General features: G+C 63.1%; 20 protein-coding genes and 1 pseudogene. 8 read left to right on the top strand and 13 right to left on the bottom strand.

The window, feature by feature from the left end; translation table 11 throughout:
• Nucleotides 1-52: 52 nt before the first annotated feature.
• The 4 genes and pseudogenes from N1937_RS27680 to N1937_RS27665 form a co-directional block, all read right to left on the bottom strand.
• Nucleotides 53-1,744: an amino acid ABC transporter ATP-binding/permease protein gene (locus N1937_RS27680; protein WP_260060176.1), complete on the bottom strand. Its 1,692-nt coding sequence runs from the start codon at nt 1,742-1,744 to the stop codon at nt 53-55.
• Complete coding sequence (gene cydD, locus N1937_RS27675; protein WP_260060175.1) at nt 1,741-3,474, bottom strand: thiol reductant ABC exporter subunit CydD; 1,734 nt, start codon at nt 3,472-3,474, stop codon at nt 1,741-1,743. Before cydD ends, N1937_RS27680 begins: the two co-directional genes overlap by 4 nt.
• Before the next feature lie 4 nt (nt 3,475-3,478).
• Nucleotides 3,479-4,057, bottom strand: a complete 579-nt coding sequence (locus N1937_RS27670; protein WP_260060174.1) for a GbsR/MarR family transcriptional regulator — start codon at nt 4,055-4,057, stop codon at nt 3,479-3,481.
• Nucleotides 4,058-4,346: 289 nt separating this feature from the next.
• A pseudogene (locus N1937_RS27665) lies at nt 4,347-4,947 on the bottom strand (HupE/UreJ family protein).
• A gap of 277 nt (nt 4,948-5,224) precedes the next feature.
• On the opposite strand from N1937_RS27665, the gene N1937_RS27660 reads away from it, so the two are divergent.
• A complete protein-coding gene (locus N1937_RS27660; RefSeq protein ID WP_170256873.1) occupies nt 5,225-6,256 on the top strand; it encodes a hydroxyacid dehydrogenase in 1,032 nt (343 codons plus the stop codon).
• Nucleotides 6,257-6,281: 25 nt separating this feature from the next.
• Here N1937_RS27660 and N1937_RS27655 read toward each other — a convergent pair whose 3' ends face one another.
• Both N1937_RS27655 and N1937_RS27650 read right to left on the bottom strand, forming a co-directional pair.
• Nucleotides 6,282-7,277 carry a Tim44 domain-containing protein gene (locus N1937_RS27655; RefSeq protein WP_260060173.1) on the bottom strand — a complete coding sequence of 332 codons (996 nt, stop codon included), beginning with the start codon at nt 7,275-7,277 and terminating at the stop codon, nt 6,282-6,284.
• Nucleotides 7,278-7,361: 84 nt separating this feature from the next.
• On the bottom strand, nt 7,362-7,820 hold the full coding sequence (locus N1937_RS27650; protein WP_170256875.1) for a YbaK/EbsC family protein: 459 nt from the start codon (nt 7,818-7,820) through the stop codon (nt 7,362-7,364).
• Nucleotides 7,821-8,069: 249 nt separating this feature from the next.
• Here N1937_RS27650 and N1937_RS27645 point away from each other — a divergent pair, with 249 nt between their 5' ends.
• From N1937_RS27645 to N1937_RS27615, 7 genes are all read left to right on the top strand, one after another.
• Nucleotides 8,070-9,416: an extracellular solute-binding protein gene (locus tag N1937_RS27645; RefSeq protein ID WP_260060172.1), complete on the top strand. Its 1,347-nt coding sequence runs from the start codon at nt 8,070-8,072 to the stop codon at nt 9,414-9,416.
• 66 nt (nt 9,417-9,482) lie between these two features.
• Nucleotides 9,483-10,784: a carbohydrate ABC transporter permease gene (locus tag N1937_RS27640; protein ID WP_260060171.1), complete on the top strand. Its 1,302-nt coding sequence runs from the start codon at nt 9,483-9,485 to the stop codon at nt 10,782-10,784.
• A gap of 2 nt (nt 10,785-10,786) precedes the next feature.
• The gene (locus N1937_RS27635) at nt 10,787-11,629 is read left to right on the top strand and encodes a carbohydrate ABC transporter permease (RefSeq protein ID WP_162116709.1); all 843 of its coding nucleotides are present in this window, start codon (nt 10,787-10,789) and stop codon (nt 11,627-11,629) included.
• Nucleotides 11,629-12,684 (top strand): ABC transporter ATP-binding protein, encoded by a 1,056-nt coding sequence (locus tag N1937_RS27630; protein WP_260060170.1) that lies wholly within the window; start codon nt 11,629-11,631, stop codon nt 12,682-12,684. The genes N1937_RS27635 and N1937_RS27630 overlap by 1 nt, the downstream gene beginning before the upstream one ends.
• Nucleotides 12,684-13,463 carry a glycerophosphodiester phosphodiesterase gene (locus tag N1937_RS27625; protein ID WP_260060169.1) on the top strand — a complete coding sequence of 260 codons (780 nt, stop codon included), beginning with the start codon at nt 12,684-12,686 and terminating at the stop codon, nt 13,461-13,463. Before N1937_RS27630 ends, N1937_RS27625 begins: the two co-directional genes overlap by 1 nt.
• Nucleotides 13,447-14,451 carry a LacI family DNA-binding transcriptional regulator gene (locus tag N1937_RS27620; RefSeq protein WP_170256880.1) on the top strand — a complete coding sequence of 335 codons (1,005 nt, stop codon included), beginning with the start codon at nt 13,447-13,449 and terminating at the stop codon, nt 14,449-14,451. Before N1937_RS27625 ends, N1937_RS27620 begins: the two co-directional genes overlap by 17 nt.
• On the top strand, nt 14,451-15,260 hold the full coding sequence (locus N1937_RS27615) for an inositol monophosphatase family protein (RefSeq protein ID WP_170256881.1): 810 nt from the start codon (nt 14,451-14,453) through the stop codon (nt 15,258-15,260). Before N1937_RS27620 ends, N1937_RS27615 begins: the two co-directional genes overlap by 1 nt.
• A gap of 45 nt (nt 15,261-15,305) precedes the next feature.
• Here N1937_RS27615 and N1937_RS27610 read toward each other — a convergent pair whose 3' ends face one another.
• From N1937_RS27610 to N1937_RS27580, 7 genes are all read right to left on the bottom strand, one after another.
• Complete coding sequence (locus N1937_RS27610) at nt 15,306-16,961, bottom strand: GGDEF domain-containing protein (protein ID WP_260060167.1); 1,656 nt, start codon at nt 16,959-16,961, stop codon at nt 15,306-15,308.
• Nucleotides 16,962-17,090: 129 nt separating this feature from the next.
• Nucleotides 17,091-17,954, bottom strand: coding sequence for a glycerophosphodiester phosphodiesterase (locus tag N1937_RS27605; protein ID WP_260060166.1), 864 nt, complete (start codon nt 17,952-17,954; stop codon nt 17,091-17,093).
• Nucleotides 17,955-18,026: 72 nt separating this feature from the next.
• A complete protein-coding gene (locus N1937_RS27600; protein ID WP_170256884.1) occupies nt 18,027-19,121 on the bottom strand; it encodes a pyridoxal-phosphate-dependent aminotransferase family protein in 1,095 nt (364 codons plus the stop codon).
• Nucleotides 19,122-19,132: 11 nt separating this feature from the next.
• Complete coding sequence (locus tag N1937_RS27595; RefSeq protein WP_260060165.1) at nt 19,133-19,915, bottom strand: ABC transporter ATP-binding protein; 783 nt, start codon at nt 19,913-19,915, stop codon at nt 19,133-19,135.
• The gene (locus N1937_RS27590; protein WP_260060164.1) at nt 19,912-20,703 is read right to left on the bottom strand and encodes an ABC transporter ATP-binding protein; all 792 of its coding nucleotides are present in this window, start codon (nt 20,701-20,703) and stop codon (nt 19,912-19,914) included. Before N1937_RS27590 ends, N1937_RS27595 begins: the two co-directional genes overlap by 4 nt.
• Nucleotides 20,700-21,533 carry an ABC transporter permease gene (locus N1937_RS27585; RefSeq protein WP_170278427.1) on the bottom strand — a complete coding sequence of 278 codons (834 nt, stop codon included), beginning with the start codon at nt 21,531-21,533 and terminating at the stop codon, nt 20,700-20,702. Before N1937_RS27585 ends, N1937_RS27590 begins: the two co-directional genes overlap by 4 nt.
• Complete coding sequence (locus tag N1937_RS27580; RefSeq protein ID WP_260060163.1) at nt 21,530-22,519, bottom strand: ABC transporter permease; 990 nt, start codon at nt 22,517-22,519, stop codon at nt 21,530-21,532. Before N1937_RS27580 ends, N1937_RS27585 begins: the two co-directional genes overlap by 4 nt.
• Between the last annotated feature and the right edge of the window lie 8 nt (nt 22,520-22,527).

Here is a 22,527-nt window from a genome sequence, read left to right as displayed (position 1 = left end):
CGGGATACAAGCGTTCCTCAGCGCCGATCAGCGCTCAGGGCATGCGGCTCGCTCAGTCCGGCCGAAGCCGGTCGAGCGCCATTTCGAACGCCGCCTCTCCGCGGCGCGAAATTTCTGTGATGCGACCGCCTTCGATGACGGCGATGCGGTCGGCAATCGCAGCCTCGCGGCGGATATGCGTGGCGATCACCAGCGAGCGGCCCGCCGCCATCGCGGAAAGACGGGCGAGCACGTCGCGGGCAGTGACACCATCGAGGCCCTCGGTCGGCTCGTCGAGCAGCCAGAGCGGCGTGTCGCGCAAGAAGAGCCGGGCAAGCGCCAGCCGGCGCGACTGGCCACCGGAAAGGCCAAGCCCGCCTTCGCCGAGCCGGGTATCGATCCCCCGCGGCATGGCCTCGATATCGGCAAGCAGCCCGGCGGCCGCGAGCGCTTCGCGAAGACGGGCCTCGTTTGCATCCGGGTTTGCAAGGAGCAGGTTGCCGCGCAGGCTGTCCTCGAAAAGCTCCGTCCGTTGTGTCAGCAGCGTCGCCGCCATCGCGGCAACGCTTCCCGTCCTTGCCGGCAATTCCCCGGAAAGGAGGGCAAGCAGGCTCGACTTGCCGGCGCCGCTGCTACCGATGACGGCGAGGCGTTCGCCCGGTTGAAGCGTGAGTTCGATATCCTCGAGCGCCGGCACGGTGGAGTTTTCATGGAAGGCTGACACCTTCGCCAGCGAAAAAACGCATCCCGGCAACGGCACTGCCAATGGTTCGGGTGCCGCCGCGACGGCAAGCCGCGGCGCGATGCGCCTTGCCGCAAGCAGCGTCCTGCCGAGCTCCAGGGCACCGCGGCGCAGCGCCGTGAAGGGTTCGACTGCCGCAAAGGCGACGAGCAGGCCGAGTGCGGCGACAGGAGCGATAATCACCTTCGTTTCCGCAAGCGCCGCAACGGCAAGCAGCGATGCCGTCAGCAGCAGGGTCGAGACAAGGCCGAAGCCGAATGTCAGGCCGGTTTCGATACGGTTCAGCCGGTCGTCGGCGAGGGCCGAGTAGGCGTCGGCCGCAGCGATGGTACCTGTCTGCGCGGCAAGGCGGCCGGCCATCAGCAGATCGGTCTGGCCGGCAACGAGATCGATCGTTCGCGACCGCAGCGCCTCGATGCCATGGGCACGTCGGCGGGCATGTTTGCGCGCCGCCCGCCCGGCGATCAGTGGCAGGCCGAGGCCGGCACCGGCGAGAAAAAGGCCGAAGCACAGACCGAACAGGGGATGCATCAGCCCCAGCACCACGCTTGCCGCCAGGGCTGCACCGATCGCGACTGCAGCCGGCACGAGGATGCGCAGGTAGAGGGAATCGAGCGCATCGATATCGGCCGTCAGCCGGAAAAGCAGCTTTGCGGGACGATGCAACAGGGTGCGAGCCGCACCCTGTTCGGCAAAGCCGCGAAACAGCCTTTCGCGCAGGGCGGCGAGCACGCCGAGCGTTGCGTCATGGGTCGCCAGCCTTTCGCCGTAGCGCGCGGCCGTACGGATGATGGCGAGCAGGCGAATGCCGGCTGAGGGCGCAAAGACGTCGAAGGTGATGGCGGTAGCGGCCGAAAGCCCGGCGAGCGAGGTGGCGGTGATGAACCAGCCGGACAGGCCAAGCAGGGCGATGCCGGCTGTCACCGTCGCTGCCGAAAGTGCTGCGCCAAGCAGCAGCGCACGCCGGCGCTCGGCAAGGAACAGACGCAGGATCGGCTTGAGGTCTGCAGCAAATCCGCTCATTCGGCGGCCTCCCTCATGAAGATGTCGGCATCGATGCGCATGGCGCGATGCATGCGGGCGGCAAGCAGCGGATCGTGGGTCGCAACGAGCAAAGTGCGGCCCCTGGCGAGCGAAAGCAGGCTGTCGGTCACCTCGGCGGCGGTGGCTGCGTCGAGATGCGCAGTCGGCTCGTCGGCCAGGATGATTCGGAGATGCGGATTGCAGGCCGCCCGCGCGATCGCAAGCCGCAGCGCCTCGCCGCCGGAAAGCCCGATCCCGCCTTCGCCGAGCGGCCGGTTGCCATAGGCGGCGACTTTTCCGAGCCTGGCGGCGTCGAGCGCATCCGTCATGTCGCTGCGCAGGATACCGGGCCTGCCGAGCGCAATATTGCCGGCGATGGTGCCAGCGAAAATATGCGGTCTCTGGCCGATCCATGCCATGCCAACGCGCAAGGCTTGGGCGCTGTCATCCGCAAGTTCGATGCCGCCGATGACGATGCGGCCAGCGGTGCAGGGCACCAGTCCTGAAATCAGCGAAAGAAGCGTCGACTTGCCGGAACCACTGGCGCCAAGAAGCGCCAGATGTTCGCCGGCCGCGATATCGAGGTTGAAATCGTCAAGGATCAACCGCGCGGCGGCGTCGTAACGGAAATCGACATTCTCAATACGAATGGCCGGCGCTTCGACGATGGCAGATGCTGTTGGCGCGACTTCGGCTGCTCCTCGGATGGACAGGCCGCCGGCAGCGAGGGCGTCCAGGGCTTTCAGCGCCGCTTCGCCGGCCGCCCGATCATGCCAGACGGCCGAGAGTTCGCGCAGGGGATCGAAGAAGGCCGGTGCGAGCAGCAGGATGAACAGTCCCTCGGTCAGGTCGAGCCGACCTAGCCAAGTGCCGAAGCGGATCTCGCCGAGCAGGCTGAAGCCGACATAGACGGCAATCATCGCCACGCCGAGCGCGGCGAAAAGCTCAAGCACCGCCGAGGACAGAAAGGCGATCTTCAGCACCGCCATGGTGCGCACACGCAGCGACTCCGCCTCCGACCGCAGGCGCAGTGCCGTTGCATCCACCGCGTCGAGCGCACGGATGGTCGCCAGTCCGCGCAGCCGATCGAGCAGGAAGCCATTGAGGCCGCCGGTGGCGACGAGTTGCCTTTCGCTGGCCGCCTGGGCGCGCCAGCCGATCAGCGCCATGAAGATGGGGATCAGCGGCGCGGCAAACAGCAGAACCAGCGCGGCGATCCAGGAGACCGGCAGGATGAAGGCAAGGATGATAAGCGGCACGAGGCTCGCCTTCATGCGTGCCGACTGGAAACGGGCGAGGTAAGGCACGATCAGTTCGGCCTGTTCGCCAAGCACGCTTGCGGCTTTGCCGGAGGCAGATCGGTCGCGATCGACCGGCGACGACACGGAAAGCGCCATGGCGGCGATCTGCCGCCTGCGGCTGAGTTCGGTGCGGGCGGCTTGAAAAGCCAGGCGGCCGCCAGCCGCATCGAGGCAGCTTCTTGCAAATCCGAGGGCGAGGATACCGAGGGCGGGCCAGAGAACGTCATGCAATCCGCCGCCATCGGCGATGCGGCCGAGCGAGACGGCCAGCAAGCCGGCTTGCGGAATCCAGAAGGCGGCGGCCAGCGCCTGCAGCATCGCCGCCCTGCGCAGCCCGCTTTTCGCTGTGTCACGGCCGGGCGAAACGGCACCACCATCCCGGGGCCGAGCCTCTGATCTGTCTCTTGCGTCGAAAAAAGCAGTGCCCATGGCGCTAACTCTTGTTCGCAGGATTCGGCCGGCGGCTGCGGCCGAGCGAAACCACCCGGTCCTTGGCCTCCAGAAGCTTCGTCACTTTCGCGCCCAAAGAGAGTAGCGTTGCAAGCCTTTCTGTTTCAAGTTGTTTTACATCTTCATACCAATGCGTCAGCTGCTCGATCAGCGTGTGCATCTCACCCATGCGCGCCTGCGCATAGCGCTCGGCGTCGCTGGCCGGCCGCTGCATCAGGATTTCGCGTAAGACAGACAGCGTCGGATCGACTTCGCGCTTCTTCCGTTCCTCGGCAAGCGTCCGCAAAATGTGCCAAACATCATCAGGCGTGGTGAAGAAATCACGGCGATCGTCAGGCTTGTGTTTCAGGATGACGAGGTTCCAGGCCTGCAACTCGCGCAGGCTCATCGACACATTCGAGCGTGAGATGCCGAGAGAATCGGCGATCTCCTCGGCACAGACGGGTGCTGGCGAAACGAAGAGCAGGGCATAGATCTGACCGACCGTGCGGTTGATTCCCCAGCGCGATCCCATTTCGCCGAAATGGAGAACGAAGGACTGGACGAGAGGCGGAAGGTTCATGGTCGTTTCCGTTGCGTCTGTGATTTCAGAAATTTCTGAAATCACTATACTGACCTTTGCGTCCCTCCGGCAATCGGCAAGGCTGGTCTGCGTCAATTTGGACGTCCCTTCGTTGATCCTTGGCTAGATATAGCCGGACGCGACGTGGCCGAATTTGACTTGGATCAAATCCGTAGCGCTTTGCAGCGACGACGCAAAAACGCCCGGCGATACATTACACATGCCGGGCGTTCTGTCGGATTGGATGTCTAGGCCGCCGCCTGGTTTTTGTTCAGAAATGCCGTCAGGCTCAGATCAAGCCGGCCAGAAGGCCGATGCCTGATATGGCGGCAATGCTACCGGCCGTGCGCGTCACGAAAACGCCCTGACCTTCACCGGCGCGGCCGATGACGTAACCAAGCGCAAGGCCGGCGAGGTGCAGCAGTGCGGTTGCGATCATAAAGCCGGCGGCATAGGCGGTGCCGGCGGCATTTTCCGGCATTTCGGCGCCATGTGCATGACCGTGGAAGATAGCGAAGAGGCCGACGATGCCGAGTGCTGCGGCGAGCGGCGCCTTGACGTTGAGCGCAACAACGGCGCCGAGGACGACGACGGAAAGCGCGATGCCGATTTCAACGAAGGGAACAGCAATGCCTGGCAGCGCCGAAGGCACCGCCGAGCGCCATCACCAGGACGAAGGTCGTCGGCACGAGCCAGGTGGCGCGGCCGCCGAGCTGAAATGCGAAAATTCCGACCATCACCATGGCGAGGACGTGATCGAGGCCAGACATCGGATGGGCAAAGCCGTGGCTGAAGCCGGCTGCTTCGCCGATCGCAGGATGGGCATAGGCGACGGCTGGAAGCGCTGCGGCAGCCAAGGCAAGCAGGCCGCTCTTGATTGCTGATTTCATTGCTCATTCCCTCGTGAGTTTTCGAATATCCTGCGGCCGCCGAACACCGGCATGGTTCCAGGTCGCACAGATCACGCTAGTTCAAAGAATTCACGCCGTCAACGAAAACTCCTTGAAATACCAAGCTAATTCAAGTGCTTATCTGATAGGCAGATGCCGCTTTCGATAGCTCCTCTCAGCGCCTCGCGCCACAAGATCGAACTGGAAACCGTCCCCCGCAGGGTCTATCAATTGTCCGGCGATGACGGTGCAAATCGCTGCGATGGAGGAGACACCAATGACGAATACTGAACGGCCGCTGGCGATCAGCGCGCCCGAGCCGCGCACGCTCGATCTGATCTTCAGCGACAAGGCGCGCGCCGAACTGCATGCGAAATACGAGATCGTCGAGGCCGATCCCGAGAATGTCGCCGGACTCGGCGACGAGATCCTCGGAATCGCGCGCTACATCATCGGCCAGCCGCCGCTTTCGGCCGAAACGCTGGCCAGAATGCCGGCCTTGCGCTCGATCCTCAACGTCGAAAGCAATCTTCTCAACAACATGCCTTACGAGGTGCTCTTCCAGCGCGGCATCCATGTCGTTACCACAGGACAGGTCTTTGCCGAGCCGGTCGCCGAAATCGGCCTCGGTTTCGCGCTGGCTCTAGCGCGCGGCATCGTCGACGCGGATGTCGCTTTCCGCCAGGGCACGGAACTCTGGGGCGGCGAGGGGAATGCAAGCGCGCGGCTGATCGCCGGCTCCGAGATCGGCATCGTCGGCTTCGGCGATCTCGGCAAAGCGCTGCGCCGGGTTCTGTCCGGCTTCAGGGCGCGCATCCGGGTGTTCGATCCCTGGCTGCCGCGCTCGATCATCGAGGAAAGCGGCGTCGAGCCCGCAAGCCTTCAGGACGTCCTGACAAAGAGCGATTTCATTTTCGTCGCTGCCGCCGTCACCAGCGAAAACAGCAAATTTCTCGGCACCGAGGCCTTCGCCAGCATGCGCCGGGGCGCCGCCTTCATCCTGCTCAGCCGCGCCGATGTCGTCGATTTTGATGCGCTGATGGCGGCCGTCTCGTCAGGCCATATCGTGGCGGCGAGCGATGTCTACCCTGAAGAACCGTTGCCGCCCGGCCATCCGGTGCGCAATCTGAATGGCTTCCTCCGCTCGGCGCACCGGGCCGGTGCGCTCGACAGCGCCTTCAAGAAGATGGGCGACATGGTGCTCGAAGATATGGACCTGATGGACCGCGGCCTGCCGCCGATGCGCTGCAAGCGGGCGGAGCGCGAAACGGTTTCCCGCATGCGCTCCAAGCCTGTCGTGGTGAATTAAGGGAAGGCCAATTTGGCGCACCGCGCTAGGCGGCGCGCTGCTCGGTGCCCTGGATGGCGGCAAGCTTCCAGTCGGCGCCCGGCTTACGCACAAAGGTCCACACCTCGGTGCTTTCGCTCGGGCGGCGGTCGTCGCCTGAAACGACGCGGCCGGTGTCGCGTTCGACCATGGCATCGATCGAGGAATAGCGCATGGCAAGCGTTGCATATTCCTGGCCATCTTCGCGCCAAGCTTCGGCAATGTCACCCTGCAGCAGCTTGACGTCGGAGACGCGGTTGCGCACGCCGTTGGTGGCGTTTTCGCCGAGTTCCTCGGCAAGATAGGACATCGCTTCGGGTGTCGTCAGCCTGCGCAGCGTGCCGTAATCCTCCGCGCCGTAAGCGGTCTGAACCTGGGTCAGCAGTTCCTCGAACTTGTCGAGATCGGTCTTCGCCAATCCGATCTCGTCGTTGGAGCGGTTGCCGCGCGAGGACTGGAGGGAACCAGCACCCGAACCGATCGCCGGGATCTGGAAAGACGAATTGTTGGCGGGCGACATGCTATAGGACTGGCTCCGGCCGCCAACGCCGTAGGAAGGCTGGCGGCGATTGGCGAAATAACGCATGGCGAGCATGACGGCGCCGCCGATCAATGCGATCTGCAGCAACATGCCGAGGAAGCCGAAGCCGCCGCCGAAACCGTGGCCGAGCAGCATGCCGAGAAGGCCACCGGCAATCAGACCGCCGATCATCGAGCGGCCGAAGCCGCCGAAGAAACCGGGGCGCTGAGCGCCGAAAGGCTGCTGAGCGGTAGCAGGTGCCGTGGTCTGCGGACGTGGCGTCATCGACCGTTCGATCGGCGCTGTGGGGGCAGGTGCGGTGCGGGTGACAGGCGGCGCCTGAAAGGTGCGCGTGCCGCGGCTTCCGAAACCGAAGCTGCCGGCGCGGCGCGCCTCGGCATCGTCGAGGGAAGCAAAAACGGTGGCGCTCGTCAGTGCGGCAATTGCCGCGATCTTGGCAAAACGCGAAACGGCACTCGGCATTCCTGATCTCCTGTCATGCACAATCACGGCATGTCGGGACCTAATATAGGTAGTCTTTCCCCCGTGTGAAGTTCTTCGGCTGCGTTACTGGCAGACGTCGACCCAACTGGCGCCGGTCAGCTCGGCCAACCGCCCAGTTTCGATCCGCACGGCCGAGTTCGTCGAGCCGGCCGCCGGCACGACTTCATCGAAGCGTTTCAGCGAGATGTCGCAATAGATGGGCAGCGGCGAAGGCAGGCCGAAGGGGCAGACGCCGCCGACCGGATGGCTGGTGATCGCCACGACCTCTTCGGCGCCGAGCATGCGCCCCTTGGCGCCAAAGGTGTCCTTGAACTTGCGATTGTCGAGCCTTGCCGTGCCGCCGGCTACGACCAGCATCATCTGCTCGCCGACGCGTAGGCAAATCGTCTTGGCGATCTGCGCGGGTTCGACGCCGTGGGCTTCGGCGGCAAGCGCCACCGTCGAGGAGCTTCCGGGCGTTTCGATGATTTCGAGATCGGGTGCATGGGCGCCGAGGAAGGCGCGGACGGATTCAAGGCTCATAGTTCGGATGCTAGACCAGGAAACACGCAATTTGAAGCGTAAAAGACGCCTGTCGAAAACCGCCGCTTGCAACTCGCGCGGACATCGTCATAATATTTTTGCACACGTGCTCAATTTTGTCATTCGGCCGTTACGTTCAACCCCTAGAGCGGGATACGCCACGTTTCGTGGGGTTTTCGGAACGGCCGTCACGCAACAGTGATGACCCGTCAAGAGGCCTCACACTGCTCTTCTAGGGAGACGAAGAAGATGACCATTTTGCCGACACTGAAATCGCTTGCCGTCGCAGCCGCCATCCTGGCCTCGACCTCCGCAATTGCACTCGCCAAGGACGTCCACATCAGCGTCTGGGCCGGCGGCACCGGCCCGAACGACGTTTATCGCCTCGACGCGATCGAGATCGCAGCCCAGGAGCTGCAGCGCGAAGCTGCTCTCAAGGGCGAAGACCTGAAGATCACCGTCGAGAAGAAGCCCTATTCGGCCTGGGAGGACTTCAAGCAGGCGCTGACCCTTGCCGCCGAAGCCAAGACCGCCCCGAATATCGTCGTCAGCGGCCATGAAGACATCGCGCCCTGGTCGCAGGCGGGCCTCATCGTTCCGATCGAAGATTATGTCGATCTCGACTCATGGCCGCTCAGCGACATCTATGAAAACCTGTTGAAGATCGCGTCCTATAACGGCACCGTCTACGGTATCCCGCAGGACGCTGAATCCCGCCCGATGTTCTTCTGGAAGCCTTACATGAAGGCGATCGGTTACAGCGATGCCGATCTGGACGCGCTGCCGCAGAACGTCCAGGACGGCAAGTACACCATGAAGAACCTGCTCGAAGACGCCAAGAAGATGCAGGACAAGGGTCTCGTCCAGGCCGGCTACGGTTTTTATCCGCGTACCAGCAACGGCCCTGATTACTGGCAATTCTACACCAGCTTCGGCGGCACGATGGAAGAAGGCGGCAAGCTCGTTTTCGACAAGGCGGCGATGACCCGCACCTATCAGTTCTTCGCCGATGCCGTGAAGGCAGGCGTCACCAAGAAGAACCACATCGGCATGCCGGGCGACCAGTGGTGGAAGGAAGTCGCCACCGGCAAGGCCGGCATCTGGGACGGCGGCACATGGCACTATGCCCGCCTCGTCAACCAGGAAGGCCTGAAGGATTTCTTCGGCAACGTGATCTTCACGCTGATCCCCGCCGGCGAAGGCGGCAAGGCCAATACGCTGACCCATCCGCTCGTCTACCTGCTGACCGCAGGTCACGACCAGGAAGACACCGAGATTGCCGCCCAGCTGGTCAAGATCGCCTCCGAGCCGCGCACCAACGCGCTGCATGCGGTCAAATCAGCCCATCTCGGCATCTCCAAGTCGGAATCCACCGTCGACTTCTACTCGGCCGACCGCTGGACACGTGAAGCCACCGAGCGCCTGCTGCCGCATGCCAATGCGATGCCCAACAATTCCGATTTCGGCAAATATTGGAACATCATGTGGAAGAACCTCGAGGCATCCTGGACCGGCGCCAAGACCGTAGACGCCGCGGTCAGTGATGCAGAGAGCGAGCTGAAGAGCACGCTCGGCGACAAGATCGTCATCCGCTAAGATCGAAGCACTCTTCCGGGCGGCGGCAACATCGCCGCCCGGTCGGTCCGCGATGAGAGGGCTTTCATGAAATCGTCCAGAGCGCTCGGACTGGTGATGATCGCGCCTGCCGCGATCATGATCATCCTCTTCTTCCTGATGCCGGTCGTTCTGACGGCGGTCTTTTCGATGACCAGCATGACGACGGCGACGGGTATTTCCGGCGGTGTCTACCAGATCGCGCCCAACTCCCTGATCGCGCTGAAATCGGCATTACCAGACATTGCCGCCGAAATGGCCGAACCGCGCTACACGATCGATGAAACGGGCCTCAAAGCCGTCGAGGCTCTCGGGCTTGCGCCTGGGATTGCCACGGAGTTGCGCGCCAAACATGCAGGTGAGGTGTTCACGGTGCGCCGCGACGTCGAGCGCATGATCAAGGATCTTGCCGAGAGACCTTCGACACGCGAGGTCAAGCAGATCTCCGAACAGTTCAACCGCTCCGTCCTCAACACCCGCTTCGACAGCAAGGAGCAGCTCTTTTCGGCACTGGACAGTCTGGGATTCAAGCTGACACCGGAACAGAAGGAAACCGTCGCCAGGGTCACCTATACCGGCTGGACCTGGACCACCGACAATTTCTCACGCATGGCCACGTCGCCCGATATGGCACGTGTGCTTTTCAATACAGTGCTCTACGTTGCGCTGGTGCTGATGCTCTTCAATGTCGGTTATGCGCTGCTGCTCGCCATCCTGACGCATTACATGCGGCCGACGCCTGCCTCTATCTTCCGCGGCATCTGGCTCCTGCCGCGCATCACGCCCGTCGTCATATACGTCCTGTTGTGGAAGTGGCTCGCCTGGGACAGCGGATTCATCTCTATCTTGATGGGAAAGTTCGGTTATCCGCCGAAGAACTATCTTCTCGATAACGCTTATAACGCTTGGCTCTTCGTCGTGTTGATCAACGGCTTCATCGGCGCCTCGATGGGCATGCTGGTGTTCTCCTCGGCGATGAAGGCCATTCCGAAGAGCCAGTTCTATGCGAGCGAGGTCGATGGCGCCTCGCGCTGGCAACAGATCCGCTACATTGTCCTGCCGCAGATGCGTTGGCCGATCCTCTTCGTCACCTGCTATCAGACCTTGTCGCTGCTTGCCTCCTTCAATGAAATCCTGCTTGCCACCAATGGCGGACCGGGCAACGCGACCGAGGTCTGGGCGCTCTCCGCCTATCACACGGCGCTGAGAAATTATGCCGGCAACCTCGAATACGGGTTGGGTGCGGCCATGGCATTGGTGCTCGTCGTCATCGGCGTGATGCTGTCGCTCCTCTATCTGCGCGTCTTCAACTACGGCACGCTTGTCGCCAAGCCCTTGATCGAGGATTGACCATGGCCGAACGATCGCAGCCCTCGGCAAATTACCGCAGCTGGCCTGTCATATCGGCGCTGACCATCGTCAGCCTGCCGCTGCTCCTGATGTATGTTTATCTCTTCCTCGACACCGTGACGGTCAAGCAGGCCGATGCGCTGCTGCCTTCGGGCTTGACGCTCCAGCACTGGCGCTTCCTGTGGCAGACGACAGAGGGCAAGGCGAACATCTGGCAGGTGACTGTGAATACGCTGCTCTTTGCTGCCTGCACCACCAGTCTCGTGCTTATCGTCTCGTCGATGGCGGGCTACGTGCTGTCACGGCTGAACGTCCCGGCGCGCGGCTTCTTCCTTGCCGGCGTCATGGTGCTGCATGCCTTTCCGTCGGTGACGCTGATCATCGCCATCTTCATCGTGCTGCAGATGATCGGCCTCTACAATTCGCTGATCGGCGTCATCCTGGTGAAGGCGGCGATCGACCTGCCGCTCGGCATCTGGCTGATGAAGGGCTTCTACGACACAGTGCCCTGGGAAATCGAGATGGCCGGCGTCGTCGACGGCGCCTCGCGCTTCCGGGTCTGGCGCAGCCTCGTGCTGCCGCAGGTCAAGCCCGGCATCATGGCGCTCGGCCTGTTTTCTTTCCTCTCCGGCTGGGGTGAATTCATCCTGCCGCAGGTGCTGGCGCCTGGTAACCAGGTGCAGGTGCTTTCGGTCTATCTCGCGGCCTTCCTCGCCGACGACAACAACTATGACTTCAACATGTTCAAAGCGGTCGGCGTCTTCTACCTCGTTCCGGTGCTGATCGTTTACGCGCTCTTCAACAAATATCTCATGAACATCTACGGCGGCGGGAGCAAAGGCTGATGCGCATCCTCCTCGACAATTTTTCGAAGAGCTTCGGCTCCACCAAAGTCATCGAGAACATGACGCTTGAAGTGGGCAACGGCGAAATGCTGGCGCTGCTCGGCCCTTCCGGCTGCGGCAAATCGACGACGCTGTTTTCCGTCTGCGGCATCCATCGGCCAAGCGGCGGGCGCATCCTCTTCGGCGACCGCGACGTCACGGACCTGCCCAGCCAGGTCCGCAATGTCGGCGTCGTCTTCCAATCCTATGCGCTCTATCCGCACATGACGGTTGCCGAGAACATCGGCTTTCCGCTGAAGGTGAAGGGCATAGCGGCCGCCGAAATCCGCAAGGAAGTCGACCGCATCGCCACTCTCGTTCACATCGGCAACCTGATGGGCCGCCGGCCAGCTGAGCTTTCCGGCGGCCAGCAGCAGCGCGTGGCCCTGGCGCGGGCGCTGATCCGCAAGCCGGATGTGCTGCTGCTCGACGAGCCGCTCGCCAATCTCGACGCCAAGCTGCGCCTCGAAATGCGATCGGAAATCCGCCGCCTGCAGCGCGAAACCGGCATCACCGCCATTCTCGTCACCCACGACCAGGTGGAGGCGATGAGCATGTGTGACCGCATCGCCATCATGAAGGAAGGCGAGATCGTCCAGATCGCCACGCCGGCCGAAATGTACAACGATCCGAAGACGGCTTTCGTCGCCGGCTTTCTCGGCAATCCGCCGATCACCTTCCTGCGCGGCGTCGTGGACAAGGGCGCCTTCACAATCCCGCAAAGCGAGATCCGCGTGCCGCTGCCGGATACAATCGGCGCCGCCGAGGGCACCAAGCTGATGCTCGGCGTCCGGCCGGAGCATTTTACGCCGGCAGGCGACATCGCCGTGGCGGGCAAGGTCACCTTTGCCGAGACACAGGGTCGCGAGAACCTCTACGACGTGGCTCTTGCCGGCGGACCACTGCTGCGCTCCATCCAGCCGGTACGCAGTGATATCCACGTCGGCGACGACGTCCGCTGGGCGATCGACAGCCGCGGCGTCTTCGTCTTCGACGAAAACGGCAGGAGGCTCTGATGCCCCGCGATTTCTCGGCATTTTTCGAGCGTTATGGCTGGCCGTCGGGCAAGGGCCAGCTTCCCTTCTGCATCGGCCATCGCGGCGCCAGCGGCCATGAACGTGAAAACACCATCACCGCCTTCCGCCGCGCCGCCGAACTCGGGGCTGAGATGTGGGAGCTCGACACGCAGTTGACCAAGGACGGCGTGGTCGTCGTCTCGCATGACGACCACCTCGAGCGCGTCTTCGGCATCGACCGCCGCATTTCCGAGATGACGGCTGCGGAGCTTGCCGAGCTCGACGGCGTCGACGTGCCGAGTTTTTCGGAGGTGGCCGCGCTCGGCCGCGAGACCGGGAGCGGCCTCTATGTCGAGCTGAAGGCGCCCGGGACAGGCCTGCACTGCTGGCAGCACCTTGCCGAGATGAACCAGCGTTTCGCCTGTCTCGGTTCCTTCGATACGGCTCAGGTGCGCGAACTCCGCGACGCCGCCTGCGATTTTCCGCTTTCCGTGCTGATCCGTGTCGGCCACGATCCGCATGCGCTCGGCGACGAGGCCGGGGCCGATATCCTCCATCTGTGCTGGGAGAGGGCAGGCGAGCGTCCGCAGGATCTGGTGACCGACGCGTTGATGCGTCGCGCCTTCGAGGAAGGCCGCGAGATCGTGCTTTGGCACGAGGAACGGCCGGCCATCCTCGCTGATATCATGAAGCTTCCGGTTCTCGGCATCTGCACGGATCTGCCCGATCTGATGCGGCCACCGGCAGGCAGGGAAAAAGCAGTTGGCAGACAGGGATAAGGGACCGCGCAAGGTAACCTCCTTCGACGTGGCGCGCGTGGCGGGCGTCTCGCGCGCTGCCGTGTCGCGCGCCTTCACGCCGGATGCCAGCGTCTCGCCGAAGACGCGCGAAAAAGTCTACCAAGCCGCCAAGGAGCTCGGCTACCGGGTGAACTATCTTGCCAGAAGCCTGACCAACAAACGCTCCGATCTCGTCGGCCTCGTCGCGGCCGGCCTCGACAATCCGTTCCGCACGCTGCAGATCGAGAATCTGGCAAGAGTGCTGCTCGCCCGCAATTTCCGCCCCATCCTGCTGCCAACCTCGCCGGAGGCCGATACTTCGACGGTCATCGGCCAACTGCTGCATTACGCCGTATCAGGCGTTATCGTCACCTCGGATGCCCCGCCGACCGAGATCTGCGAGCAATGCGCGGCCGAGGGCGTGCCGATCGTGCTGATTAACAAGGGCAACGACATCCCCTTCGTAGACCGCATCCTCTCCGATGATTGTATGGCCGGCCATCTCGCCGCAACCCACCTGATCGACAGCGGCGTGCAAAGGCCCGCCGTGATGGCCGCACCTGCCATATCCTATACGGCGCGGCGACGCAGCGAGGCCTTCATTGCGCGATGCAAGCAGCTCGGCGTCGAGGCCGAGTTCGTGCAGGTCAGGATCAACGACTACCGAAGCGGCTATGATGCGGCTGCTGAACTTGCCGCATCCGGCATCGACGGACTGTTTTGCGCCAATGATTACATGGCCTGCGGCGTCATCGACCGGGTCATGCAGGGTCGCGGCCGCGATGATGCGCCGCCGCTCTCCATCATCGGCCATGACGACATTCCTCAGGCGAGCTGGACCGCCTATGATCTCACGACCATCCGCCAACCCTGCGACGTCCAGGCCGAAAAGACGGTCGACCTGCTGATGAGCCGGATTGTCGAGCCGGACCTGACGGCGCGTGTCGAATTTACGCCAGTGACACTGATCAGAAGAAGGACTGCCTGATGAATGCCGCATTCGATCCCGCCGCCATCCGTGCACGGGCGGAGGTCGCGATCACCGTTGCTCTCGAAGTCGGGCGGGAAACCGCCCGGTTTCGGCACGATTCCGACTCCGGCTCGCTCACCGTCGAGAACAAGGGATTGCAGGATTTCGTCACCATCGCCGACAGGAGGGCCGAGCAGGCAATCCGCGACGGCCTGCTCTCGCGCTTTCCCGATGATACGTTCATGGGCGAAGAGAGCGGCGGGCGATCGGGTAAGGGCGGCACCTGGGTCGTCGATCCGATCGACGGCACGACCAACTATATCAGGGGCTTCCGGCACTGGGGCGTCTCGATCGCCTTCGTCGTCGGCGGAAAGGTGGAGATCGGCGTGGTTTACGACGCCGCCGGAGACAAGGTCTTTCACGCAGTGCGCGGCGGTGGCGCCTTCAAGGACGGGATTCCGGTCCATGCGGCTGCGACCGTCGATCCGGCCAATGCCCTTGTCATTCTCGGCCATTCCCGCAAGACGAGCTTCGACGACCATCTCGCGCTCTCGCGGCGGCTCCATGAACGGGGCATGGATTATCGCCGCATGGGTGCTGCCGCCATCGACCTCGTCCGCGTCGCCGAGGGTGCCGCCGATCTCTACTATGAACGCCACCTCAATGCCTGGGACATGCTGGCCGGGGCACTCATCGCCGAGGAGGGCGGCGCGATGGTGGTGATGCCGCCGGTCGACAGGCTGCTTGCGCAGGGCGGGCCTGTCATCGCCCACTCGCCGGGGCTTGCCGGCGAATTCGCCTTTATCCTCGACATCGAGGGGCTATAGACACACCATTGCCACAGACGCGACACCCGATTGGAGCTGAGAGCGCTACGAAACAATGCGATTGCGACCGGTCTTTTTCGCCGCGTAGAGATTCTGATCGGCGATCGCCAAAATATCGTTCGGAGACTTGGCAGACAGGGTACTGGCGAGCCCAATGCTGATCGTGACGTGCAGCCCGTTGCAGATCTCGGACCAGTCCCATCGTTCAATGGCTAAACGCAGCCTCTCACAGAGATCTGCGGCGCCTCGGGGAGCGCCGGCGAACAGGACGACGAACTCCTCGCCGCCAAAGCGAATTGCCTGATCGGTAATGCGCAACTGGCTGCGCAATATAGTTCCAATGGCACCCAGGACCCGGTCGCCGATCATGTGAGAGAAGTTGTCGTTGATCGACTTGAAGTGGTCGACATCCAGCATCGCGATGGAATATGGGCGCTTCTCAGATGTCAACTCTTTGAAGCGGCTGTCGAGATATTTGCGGTTATAGAGCCCGGTCAGTACGTCCAGATAGACGGCACTGGCAAGGATATCGGTTTGCTCCTGCAATTTCTGATAGGAGGCCTCCAGCGTTTCTGCGCGCTTCGACTCCGTTTCGGCAACTTCTTTAAACCGCTTGGTTTCATAGTAGATTTCGGCGAGACGTGCGCGCTGCTGGGTTTTTTCGGCACTATTGCGCAAATAGGCTTGATGGTATTTTTTATGCGCCGCCAGCGCCGGATCGAACTGTCCCAGCCCCTCATAGGCCTGCGACAGATAGAGATAGATCAGGATACAGGAATCGAAACTGCCGCCTGCGTCGATCAGCTCCATCGCCTCGAGCAGCGGCGACAGGGCTTCTTCGAATCTTCCGGAATTGTTGTAGATCTGGCCCAGGGTGTAGAGATATTGCTGCCTGTCCCTGATATAGCTGTTCTCTTGAAATAGCCGGTAGCGGACCATGCACTGGAGCGCCTCGTCATGTTCGCCCAGGTGACTGAGGAACTCGGCTTTATTGCCGAGACAGATGCGAGCAGCCCAGCCGTCGCCGGTCTCGGTTGCGATGTCGAGCGCCAGTTCGGTCAGTTCCAGCGCTCTCACCAGCATCTGGCGTCCTTCCTCCGGCCGACCGAGCGCCTCCGCGATATATCCGGCTTCCGAATGAGCGCCGCCGAGATTGATGAGCCACCAGCCTTCATAGGTCTTGTTGCCGATCGATCTGGCGATTGCGACGGACCTCTCGCTCATCAAGATGGCCCGGTCGGGCTGCTTGTTGTACCAGAAGATAATTCCAATGACGTTGGTCGCCAGGCTTTGTGCTTTCGGGTCTGCCGTCTTGTCGGCCAGATCCAACGCTCGGGTCGCTTCTTCGATCGCTTCCTCCGGCAATCCCAGTTCCAAGAGCAACCATCCGAAATACGCCCGGGCGCAGGCTTCCTGTTTGCGCTCCCCGTTCAATTTCCAGAAGTCTACCGCCCGCCGGATATGAGTCAGTCCAAGTTCGGCCTTGCCGATTTGAAAACAGTACCATGCAATGTCGGTGTCGCATTGCGCGGCGAGGCGATCGTCGCCCCGCGCCTCGGCATCAACAAGGATTTCGCCGGCCAGTGTGAGTGCCTCAAGCGAACGGCCTGTACACCCAAGATGCCACGCTTCCTGTAAGCTGGAATTTGCTTGTCGAGTATTTGTTTCGGCATCAACACCTTGCATATCGGACACCAACATTTGTCTGCTGGCTACGGATAGCACTAGAAGTTTAAAATGATGCAAACTGCAGAAAACAGGCGACAAACCTAGAATTAGGGTCTCGAAAGCCTCTCACACCTTTCGGCATCATGCTCCAATGTCCGCCGGTTAATCTGCCATGCGACGGCGCCAGGCACGTTCGGTCGCCGGCGCCTCGTCGGTGGTAATCTGATCCGGCTTCAGAGCCATCAGCGCCGAAAAGCCTTGCCATTCCTGTTCGCTGAAACCGGCTTCCGGATCCTTCAAGGTGAAGGTCCAGGCATCGACGCGTTTGCCTTCATCCCGGCAGAGCGCGATCAGGTCAAGACCTTGATTGGCGGCATCCAGGATCAGCGGCCAGTGGAGATAGATCGTGTCCGGCTCGGTCGGGCCGCTGAGGTCGGCGCGCAGTTCCGTCTCGACCGCCTTCCAGCCTCGGGCCTGCCCGATATTGTAGAGCTTGTCTGTACAATCGATCCCGCGCAGGAGGTGGGGAAGTTTTTCCTTGACCGCGACGATGAGATCCAGACTGTCGGCGCTGACGATCACCGAGGCGGCGATATCCCTAAAATGCGTTGCCAGATGCGCGACGCCTCTGGCACCGATGGCTTCGTAGTCGTCCTTCATGTCGAATTGCAGCAATGCGGCTGGATGCGTCGATTGCATCATGGCAGCCAGATCCTCGCTGAGGATCAGCGGCCGGTCGCCCTCTTGCATCCTGATATCGCCGAGGTCGCCGATGCTCTTTTCGGCGACCGACCCATGTCCTGTCGTCTCGCCTTCGAGATCCTCATCGTGCAGCACGACGAAACCGCCGTCGGCACGTACGCGCAGATCGAGCTCCATCGAGGCGCCTGCTGCAAAGCCCTCCGCCATAACCTCGGCTGAGAACAGCGGATCGGCAAATTGCTTGCGCAACCGGTGCCATTTCAGGCGGGTGCGGTGCCCCTCATGTGAGATCTCCAGGCCCTGCGCATCCAGCAATCTTGTCATCTGCACCAAGTCTCCACGATTGCTACTCTCCTGCCTTGATGAACCATGATTATCAAGGGCCGAATATGGCTTTCATCGACTGTAGGCTGCGGATATTGCCTCCGAAGCGGCTGATATATCCGAGGGATGGCCTGCTTGCCTGAGGGCGGCGCCATACGCCACGACATTCGACAGCACCGTCTGGAATGTGGCGCGCGAACCCGTGTGGTTCAGCCGCACGAGACGGACCGGCGCGGTTCCAACGCCTTCGGTCAGCTCAACCCCGAGCTGCCCGGCAGTTGCGATCAGCGCAGCAGGCGCCAGCGCCTCCGGCACCGGCACGGCCGTGACCAGGTTCGACGCTCTTACTGCCGGCACCCAGGCCGGGGCTCCGAGTGCGGCAAGCCCCGCCCGTGTCGCCGATGCCGCCAGCGCATGGCGGGCGACGACATTCTCCAGGCCTTCAGCCTCGATGCGGTCGAGCGCCGCCTCCAGCGCGAAGAATTCCAGCGGCGCCGGTGTTCCCGGCAGGCCACGCCGGCCGCCATCGACCCAAGTCTTCAGATCGGCCAAAGACAAGATCGAATCGCGCGGTGCGCCGTCACTGAGCATCAGATCCCAGGCCCTGCCGCTGACCGAAAGCGCGGACACGCCAGCCGGACCGCAGAGCGCCTTCTGCGGGCCGATCACGGCGATGTCGATGCCGAGACCGTCGACATCGAGCGGATGGCCGCCGACTGAGGCGACCGCGTCGACAACCGTGACGATGCCGCGAGCCCGGGCAAGTGCTAGTATCTCGGGCAGGGGGTTGAGAAGGCCGCTTGCGGATTCCGCGTGCACCAGCGCGAGAACATCGATCTTCGGACCCGTCTGGAGCGCTTTGGCGACTGTTTCGATCTCGATCGGCAGGCCCGGTTCGGCGACGATATCGGCGACCGCCGCGCCACCCCGCCGCAGCCATTGACCGAACCAGCCGCCATAGGGCCCGGTGATGATGTTGAGTGCTGAAAGACCGGCGCGCCCAAGGCTGACCGCCGCCGCCTCCAGCGCCACCACCGCCTCGGCCTGCATCAGCACTATGTCATTGCGGCTGCGCAAGATACCGCCGATCCTGTCGGCAAGGACGGCGTAGCGCTCCGCGGGATAGGAGTGCACGCCATGCAGGGGATTCCAACCAAGATCGGACATGGATACTTCCTTCAGCAAGGATCGGTCACGAGACGAGGGACGGCGGCAATAAGCGCGCGGGCGGCCTCCGATTGCGGCGCGACAACGACCGCCGCTGCCGGGCCGGTCTCGACAATCCGCCCACCATCCATGACGGCGATGCGGTGGGAGACGGCCCGGACCACGGCAAGATCGTGCGAAATGAACAGACAGGCAATGCCCTGTTCTTTCTGCAGATCGACCAGGAGCTCGAGGATCCGGCCGCGCACGGTGACATCGAGCGCCGACACCGCCTCGTCGAGCACCAGCAGCGACGGCCGCGTCGCAATCGCCCGCGCAATCGCCACGCGCTGGCGCTGGCCGCCGGAGAGCGATCGCACAGGCCGGGCGGCATGATCGGCGGTGAGGCCGACGCGCTCCAGCAGCGTGGCGATCTCACCCGGGCGCCGGCCTTTCGCCGCAATGTCGTGGATGCGAAGCGGATCGTCGAGCACCGCACCGACGCTCGCCAGCGGATTGAAGGCCGCAAGCGGGTCCTGAAACACCATCTGCATACGCGCCCGCCGGCGGCGCAAAGGCGCGCCGTTCAGCGCGAGCCAATCCTCTCCCTCGAAACGGATCGAGCCGGCATCGGCGCTGAGAAGCCGCAGCAGGATGCGCGACAGCGTCGATTTTCCACTGCCGGAGGCGCCGACGAGACCGAGCGTTTCCCCGGCCGCGATGGTGAGCGACACATTATCGAGGGCAGCAATCCGGCGTCCCGCAGAAGAAAACCCTTTCGACAGGTTTTCGATGGAAAGCAGCCTGTCGTTCATGACGGCACCTCCGCGATCAGCGGCGGCGTCGCGAGGTCGCGATGGCTGGCGATAAGGGCGGCTGTGTAGTCGCTTTTCGGCGCCGAAAGCACCGAACGGACCGGCCCTGCCTCGACCAGTCTCGCATTGCGGAAAACGGCCATGCGGTCGACGAAGCCGGAGGCAAGCGCGATGTCGTGGGTGATGAAGACAAGCGTCATGCCGTCCTCGCGCACCAGCCCGTCGAGCAGGCGGACGATCTCGGCCTGAACGACGACGTCGAGCGCACTCGTCGCCTCGTCGGCGATCAGCAGGGCAGGCCTCGCGGCGATGGCAGCGGCAATCGCCACGCGCTGGCGCTGGCCACCGGAAAGCTGATGCGGAAAGGCCCGCATCGCCTTGTCAGGCTGGGGTATCCGCACCCGCCCAAGCAGCTCCTCGGCCCTGACATAGGCCTCTTTCCAGCTGAGGCCGAGATGGCGCCTGGCGCCCTCGGCGATCTGCTCGCCGATCGTCAGGACGGGATTGAGACTGGAGCCCGGATCCTGGAAGACGAAGCCGAAATCGCGGCCGGGGCGGGGCGGATGCCCAAGCTCCGGCCAGAATATCTCGCCGCCGACCTTCGCTCCCTCCGGCAGCAGACCGGCAAGGGCACGGGCGAGCGTGCTCTTGCCGGAGCCGCTTTCGCCAATGATCGCCAGCCTTTCGCCGGCGGCGATATCGATGTCGATACCGTCGAGCGCGGCCGCGCCGCTTCTCTCGCGCCCGTAGGTGACCGAAAGCTGTCGCAGGCTGCAGAAAATGCTCATGCCGCCCTCGCATCGTCATCGCCGAGCACCTTGCCGAGGCCTTCGCTGAAGAGATGGACGCCGAGCACGGTGATGGCGAGTGCCGCACCCGGTATGACGGAGAGATAGGACGCCGAACGCAACACGCTGCGGCCCTCGGCAATCATCGAACCCCAGGTTGCGATATTGGGATTGCCCAGGCCTAGGAAGGACAACGCTGCTTCGGTGAGGATCGCGCCGGCGACGATGGTGGCCGAAAGCGCCAGCACCGGCGGCAGCGCGTTCGGCAGGATTTCCCGGAAGGCGATCTCGGCCGGATGCATGCCGATCACCCTTGCCGAGGCGACATAATCCTGCTCACGGATCGCAAGCACCTGCGCCCTCGTCAGCCGCGCCGGATCGGCCCAGGTGCCGAGTGCGATGGCAAGGACGATCACCGGCGTCGAGACGCCGATGGTGCTGACGAACGCAAGAGCGAGCAGGAAGCCCGGCACGATCTGGAAGGCGTCGACCACCCGCATCAGCGCCTCGTCGACGAGCCCGCCGGCAAAACCGGCCGCAAGGCCGACGCAGAGCCCAAGCACCATGGCCGCAAACGCCGCCGCCAGGCCAACGGCAAGCGACGTCCTGGCACCAAAGAGCAGGCCCGCCAGCACGTCGCGACCAAGCCGGTCGGTGCCGAGCGGAAAAGCCGGATCGGTGAACGGCGCCAGCAGCGCACGGCCGGCGATCCTCAACGGATCGCCCGATGAAAGGATGGGAGCGAGCAGCCCGGCCGAAAGCAGGACGAAAAGGATTGCAAATCCTGCCGCACCTTCCGGCGTGCGCAGCAGTCGCCGCAGCCAGTTCATGCGCCGCCCTCCGAAGCGCCGATGCGCGGGTCGAGTGCGGCATAGACGAGATCGACGAGGAAATTGACCGAGATGACCAAGACGGCGCTGGTGACGATGATGCCCATCAGCAGCGGTGCGTCGCGGCCGTTGACCGCCTCCTGTGCCAGCCGCCCGAAACCCGGGATCGCAAAGATGCTCTCGATCACCACGCTGCCGCCGAGCATGGCCGCCGATTGCAGCCCGAGCATGGTGACGAGCGGCAGCAGCGCATTGCGCGCCACGTGGCGCAGCACAATGCGGCTGCGCGACAGGCCCTTGGCGCGGGCGAAGAGCACGAAATCCAGCTTCCACGCCTCGGCCATGCCGCTGCGCATCACCCGCAGGAACAAGGCGAGATAGATCAGCGCCAGCGCGCCGACCGGCAGAACGAGATGATCGGCGATATCAAGCCCGTGCGAAAAACCCGTCTTGCCGGAAGCGATTGTCTCGACGCCGGCGATGGGAAACCAGCGCAGCTTCACCGAAAAGGCGATGCTCAGCACTAGGCCAAGCCAGAAGCTCGGAATGGCATAGACGATCAGCGAGCCGATCGACAGCAATCGGTCCCGCAGGCTGCCCGGCCGCGCCCCGGCAAGGATGCCGAGCGCCGAGCCGAGGCCGAAGGAGAGTGCCGTCGCACTGCCCATCAGGAGCAGCGTATTGGGCAGGCGTTCGGCAATGAGCGTACCGACTGGCCGGCCGAAGGCGACCGACCAGCCGAGATCGAAGCGTGCGAGTGAGGAAAGATAGAGCCAGAGGCGGGCAAACATCGATTGGTCGAGGCCGTAGCTCTGGCGCAGCGACTGCCTCAGTGCGGCATCGCCGCCGCCGATCGAGCCGAGATAGGCGTCGACGGCATCGCCCGAGGCTGACTCAAGCAAGAAAAAGGTGAAGATCACCACGATCAGCAGCACTGGAATGCTGCTGATCGCCCTGCGCCTCAGGAGGATGATTGCACGTCTCACGCCGGACA

It is taken from the genome of Rhizobium sp. WSM4643 (assembly GCF_025152745.1).
GTDB lineage: Bacteria > Pseudomonadota > Alphaproteobacteria > Rhizobiales > Rhizobiaceae > Rhizobium > Rhizobium leguminosarum_I.
The sequence above is the reverse complement of the archived record's forward strand: the minus strand, read 5'-3'. Positions and strand labels throughout refer to the sequence as shown.